This window comes from Desulfurobacteriaceae bacterium, assembly GCA_039832905.1.
In the GTDB taxonomy this organism is placed as follows: Bacteria; Aquificota; Aquificia; order Desulfurobacteriales; family Desulfurobacteriaceae; genus Desulfurobacterium.
Map to the genome: position 1 here is coordinate 1 of JBDOLX010000067.1, position 5,282 is coordinate 5,282.

Genomic DNA, 5,282 nt, shown 5'->3' on the forward strand with positions numbered 1-5,282 from the left:
AAAAGACATGGAGACAAGTTAGAAGAAGGGGATATGAGAACTCCTGAGGGAATTTACTTTCCCCTTTACTGGCGATCAAGGCTTCCTAAGATGTACGGTTTAGGGGCTTATCCTTTAAACTATCCCAATTTAATTGACAGAAAAATTTTAAGAAGGAACGGACACGGTATTTGGATACACGGAACAGATAATCCCAACAGACCCCCTCACAGCACTAATGGGTGTGTAGCGTTAAAAAATAAGTACTTAAAGGAACTAAGGAAAATTATAAAACCTAAGATTACTCCAGTAATAATAGTTTCAAAGCTTAACTTTTCTACTAGGAATGCTTACATACAGGAACAAAGGTCTATATACAACTTTATTCTTACCTGGAAAAGGGCTTGGGAAAATACTCCAAGAAATATCAACGATTACTTATCTTTATACTCTAGGCACTTTGTATGGAAAAACGGAGGATATAGAGAGTGGGTAAGGTATAAAAAAAGGATTACAAGGCAAAAAAAGTGGATAAGAATTAAACTAAGGAATATTTCTATATCTAAGGATGGAAGGCTCTTAAAGTTTGGAAATCTCTATGTTGCAGCTTTTGACCTTGAGTATAGTTCTAATAACTTTACATCTAAAGGCAGAAAACTTCTTTACATAATCAAAGAAGGAAAGCAATGGAAAATATTAGGAGAAGAGAGTTTGTAAAAACTTTTCTAACGTTCCTTGGGGTATCTCCATTTTTACAAGAAGAAGCTTTTGGGAAAGGGATAAAGAAAGGAATTCATGTAAGACTTCCGAAAATTTCTTTTGAAACAACCTATCTTCAAGGGAAAGAAAAAGGCGGAAGAATTTTGATTGTCGGTGGAATTCATGGGAACGAACCAGGGGCTTATAAAGCCGCAGAGATTCTAAGACGTGTAAAGGTTAAAAAAGGAGAACTCTTCATAGCACCGAGAAGTAATTTCATTTCCATTCTTGCAAACGTTAGAGGCTATAACGGAGATATGAACCGTAAGTTTGCGTATATATCTTGCAAAGATCCTGATTATCCTTACGTTTTAAAGCTTAAAAGTTTAATTAAAGAGTTAAAACCCGATGTTGTTCTTTCTCTTCATGACGGTTTTGGATTTCATATATTGAATAATAGTCATTGGGGACAGTGTATAGTTATAGACGAGGAAAGGTACGAAAGTTTTAATCTTGGTAAGATTGCAAAGTTTGTAGCTAAGGAAGCTAACAAAAAAATAAAATACAAAAAATGGAAAATTCCTGTCTTTAATACCCATACCTTTTCTAAAAGTACTAAACATCCAGAACAGAGGAAGTCTTTAACTTATTACTGTTTAAGAGAGTGTAATACTCGGGCTTTTTGTCTTGAGGCTTCAAAGCAACTTCCTAGCCTTGAAGATAAAGTGAGAACACATTTTCTAATGCTTGAAGCCTTCTTTAAACTCTTTAGTGTGGAGATAGAACCAAGTTTTAGCGTTCTACAAGAGATTGGTGAAAAGATTCTGAATGAGAAGAAAGTTTATTCCGCAAGTTTAAAAATTAACGGAAGAAGTTTACTTGTTTCATCTTGTAAGACCTTTAAGATACCGCAAGGTAGTGAGGTAGAATTTATTTCTTTTCATGGTTCAAGCGGAACAAACGCTATTCCTGTTGGAGTGAACCTCAACTGGCGAAGCTTTAGAATAAGAAAAAATTTAACAGTAAGGGTCAAAGACGACTTTAAAGAAGTATTCAAAGTAAGGTTTGTACTTAGTTAACGGTGGATAAATAGAAAATGTCTTTCAAACTTTACCCCTTTTGGGGAAAGTGAAACTTCCTTTACTTTATAACCTTCAATCTTTTCAGGGAATTTTTCTTTTCCTCTATAAATACAAAGAATGCTTCCTTTTTCGAGAAAATGGTTTGTTAACTTGATGGCTGTTAGAGGATCTTTAACTGCTCTCATTAAAAGGAAGTCGTACTTTCCGTCCAAATCTTCTACTCTGGAGCATAAAACTTTAACGTTTTCAAGCTTTAACTCTCTTTTTACTTGTTCTAAGAATACACACTTTTTGTGTTTTGATTCACATAGGTGAAAAGTAGAACCTTCAATAACTATGGATAGAGGAACACCGGGAAATCCTCCTCCTGATCCAACGTCAAGAAAAGTTTTGTTTCTAACGTCTAGCCCTAAACTTTCAAAAGCTTTTAACCCAAGTAGAGAATCAAAAAAGTGTTTTTCTTCTATGCCTTTGTCATCAAGAATAGAAGTAATATTTATTCTCTTTCCCCATCTCTTTAAAAGTTCCTTGTACTTTTGAAACTTTAGAAGGTGTTCTTCTCTTAATTCTATATTGTTAAGCTTACAGAGATCTCTCAATCTTTCAAGACTCAAGGTTAACTTCTCCTTTTTTCCATTTTTCGATGTAAATGGCTAAGATTGGAATTGATGCTGGTCTGATACCTTCAAGTCTTGCTGCTTGCCCTAAGGTTATAGGCTTCATTTCTTTTAGTTTTTGTCTTTCTTCCGTTGAAATTGGAACAATATCGTAATCAAAATCACTTGGAATTTTAATGTTTTCAAGCTTTCTAAACTTCTTAACCTCTTCAAGTTGTCTCTTTATGTATCCTTCATACTTAACTTCTATTTCCACCTCTTCCAATACTTCTTTTAAGAGCTTTTCATCTTCTAAATCAAAAGGTACAAAGACCACACTTAAGATTTCATTAAGAGGAACTTCTGGTCTTTTGAGAATTTCATATATAGACTTACTCTCCTTTAAAGGTGTAGAAGAAACCTTTTCAAGAACAGGATTAATAACTTCAGGCTTTACTTTTACTTCTTTTAGCTTCTCAACGAAGACTTTTACAGTTTCGTACTTTTTCTTTACTCTTTCATACTGCTGGCGAGTTAAGAGTCCGAACTTATAACCGTACTTTGCAAGGCGATAGTCTGCATTATCGTATCTTAAAAGAAGTCTATACTCAGCACGGGAGGTAAAAAGTCTATAAGGTTCTCTAACTCCTTTGTTCACAAGGTCGTCAATCATTACTCCTATGTAGGCTTCATCTCTTCCGAGAATGAATTTTTCATCTTTGCCAAGAGCATAAAGAGCAGCGTTGATTCCCGCGACTATTCCTTGGCCTGCTGCTTCTTCATATCCAGTTGTTCCGTTTATCTGTCCAGCGTTGAATAGTCCCTTTATGGTTTTTGTTTCCAAAGTAGGATAAAGGTGTCTTGGATCAACAAAGTCGTATTCAATAGCATAGGCAGGTCTTATTATTTTTGCGTTTTCAAGTCCGGGAATTGAACGGACGATTTCTTCTTGAACATCAAAAGGCAAACTTGTCGAGATTCCGTTAGGATAGAACTCAACAGTATTTCTTCCTTCAGGTTCTATGAATACTTGGTGTCTTTCTTTATCAGGAAATTTAACAATTTTATCCTCAATTGAGGGACAGTATCTAACTCCTACTCCGCTTATAAGTTTACATTCTCCGTACATTGGAGAACGGTGTAGGTTTTCCCTAATAATCTTATGGGTTTCTGGTGTTGTGTAGGTAAGCCAGCAGGGAATTTGTTCTACTTTTTCCTTTTCCGTCCAGTGGGAGAAAAACGGTGGTGGTTCGTCTCCGTCTTGTCTTTCCATCTTTGAAAAGTCTATGGTTGTTCCATCAAGCCTTACAGGAGTTCCAGTTTTTAGTCTTGCTACTTTAAAGCCATGTCTTACATAAAACTCAGAGAGTTTATTGGCGGCGGGTTCCCACATTCTACCGCCTTCAAACTCATTAAATCCAATAAATATTTTTCCTTTTAAGAATGTTCCTGCAGTAACTACTACCGCTTTAGCCCCATATCTTGCACCTATGTGAGTAACTACTCCTTTTACTTTCTCATCTTCTACTATGATGTCATCGACTATTTGTTGAATAATATCTAAGTTGTCTGTGTTCTCTATTACTTTTCTCATTCTGTCTCTGTAGGCATACTTATCAGCTTGTGCCCTTGGGGATCTTACTGCTGGTCCTTTCCTTCTATTTAAAATCCTAAATTGAATACCGGTTTCATCTATGTTCTTTGCCATTTCTCCGCCGAGGGCGTCGATTTCTCTAACAACTGTTCCCTTAGCAACACCCCCAATGGCAGGGTTACAGGACATTTCGGCTATTTTGTCAACGTTTATGGTGAATAAAGCAGTCTTACACCCCATTCGTGCAGCTGCCAATGCCGCTTCACATCCAGCGTGTCCTGCACCAACAACTATTACGTCGTAAACTTCATCCCACATTTAAAACTCCACTTTTACTTTTGTTCCTCTTTGTGCTTTTAAAAGCATAGCAGCATTTGCCATATATGCAACAATCTGCACATTTCCTTCTGGATGAATAGATATAAAAAGTTCACCTCTGTTTAGTCCTTTAAACTCTGAAGAGGCCTTCTCAACTCTAACTCCATTGATTTCAACAGCCTTTGGAAGAGTTTTTGTCTCAAGGTTGAGGATAAGATTTCCAAAGTTATCAACATCAAGGACAATAGCCTCAAAGATATTAGGAGCAACTTGACGAGGTTGAGGAATGGCAAAGAGTTTAAGTTGGTTAAGTTCTATTTTGTCTCCAAGGTGATAAGCCGACTGTAGTTTTGCAAGTTCTGCAGCAATTGGAGTTAGGACATCGCGTCCCCTAAAGTTTCCAGGACTTTTCAAGAAATAGTGGTCAGCTGTTATCCTATAAACGCTTTCCGGTTTTTCCTCTTGAAATACAAGACTTCCTACTCCATTGTTTGGACAAACGATAAAGTAGTTTTCTGTAGAAACTATAATAGGTTCTGCAGTAGGGTCTGGATCGACAAGGATTAAGAAAACTGTTCCCCTTGGGAAGTATTTGTAAGACCACTTAAATTTAACTGCTGCATCTACAAGATCAAAAGGTCTAGTGTTGTGAGTTATATCAACGATTTTGGCTTCTGGGTTTACGCTTCTTATAACACCGTGAACTGAACCAACATAATAGTCTTTTAGTCCATAATCGGAAATAATGGCAACTATGTTTTCCATTCCACTCCTCCCTTACTTTGTTTCAAACTCTACTTTTATTTTTACCTCTTTTAAGTTTACACTTTCAGGAATTGGATCAAATGGAGCTGCAGCATAAATAGCAGAAATAGCAGCTCTATTAAAAAGACTATCAGAAGAAAGATTTTCGACATCTAAAGAGGAAATTTCCCCTTTTTTGTTAACGACTATGTAGATGACTACTTTGTTTTCCTTTCCATTGGGGATAGAGGAGTAAGGATTTACCCAATG

The 5,282-nt window shown here is 36.4% G+C and carries 6 protein-coding genes; 2 read left to right on the forward strand and 4 right to left on the reverse strand.

Translation table 11 applies throughout. The annotated features are described in order from the left end of the window. Together ABGX27_04905 and ABGX27_04910 are read left to right on the forward strand one after the other, a co-directional pair. Nucleotides 1-696: L,D-transpeptidase family protein (locus tag ABGX27_04905; protein MEO2068834.1), on the forward strand; the 696-nt coding region annotated here is incomplete at its 5' end. After that, nucleotides 666-1,757, forward strand: coding sequence for a M14/M99 family metallopeptidase (locus tag ABGX27_04910; GenBank protein MEO2068835.1), 1,092 nt, complete (start codon nt 666-668; stop codon nt 1,755-1,757). The genes ABGX27_04905 and ABGX27_04910, both read left to right, overlap by 31 nt. Here ABGX27_04910 and rsmG read toward each other — a convergent pair. From rsmG to ABGX27_04930, 4 genes are all read right to left on the reverse strand, one after another. Further along, a complete protein-coding gene (gene rsmG, locus ABGX27_04915; protein MEO2068836.1) occupies nt 1,754-2,374 on the reverse strand; it encodes a 16S rRNA (guanine(527)-N(7))-methyltransferase RsmG in 621 nt (206 codons plus the stop codon). The two genes, ABGX27_04910 and rsmG, sit on opposite strands and share 4 nt — an antisense overlap. Beyond that, nucleotides 2,364-4,268: a tRNA uridine-5-carboxymethylaminomethyl(34) synthesis enzyme MnmG gene (mnmG, locus tag ABGX27_04920; protein ID MEO2068837.1), complete on the reverse strand. Its 1,905-nt coding sequence runs from the start codon at nt 4,266-4,268 to the stop codon at nt 2,364-2,366. Before mnmG ends, rsmG begins: the two co-directional genes overlap by 11 nt. Beyond that, nucleotides 4,269-5,033 (reverse strand): SAM-dependent chlorinase/fluorinase, encoded by a 765-nt coding sequence (locus ABGX27_04925; GenBank protein ID MEO2068838.1) that lies wholly within the window; start codon nt 5,031-5,033, stop codon nt 4,269-4,271. Nucleotides 5,034-5,045: 12 nt separating this feature from the next. Further along, nucleotides 5,046-5,282 (reverse strand): TonB family protein (locus ABGX27_04930; GenBank protein MEO2068839.1); only part of this gene is annotated, 237 nt, incomplete at its 5' end.

Bases quoted from the DNA above. Each gene is read 5' to 3' on its own strand.
- ABGX27_04910 (MEO2068835.1), top strand. From the start codon at position 666: ATGGAAAATATTAGGAGAAGAGAGTTTGTAAAAACTTTTCTAACGTTC.
- mnmG (MEO2068837.1), bottom strand. From the start codon at position 4,268: ATGTGGGATGAAGTTTACGACGTAATAGTTGTTGGTGCAGGACACGCT.
- ABGX27_04925 (MEO2068838.1), bottom strand. From the start codon at position 5,033: ATGGAAAACATAGTTGCCATTATTTCCGATTATGGACTAAAAGACTAT.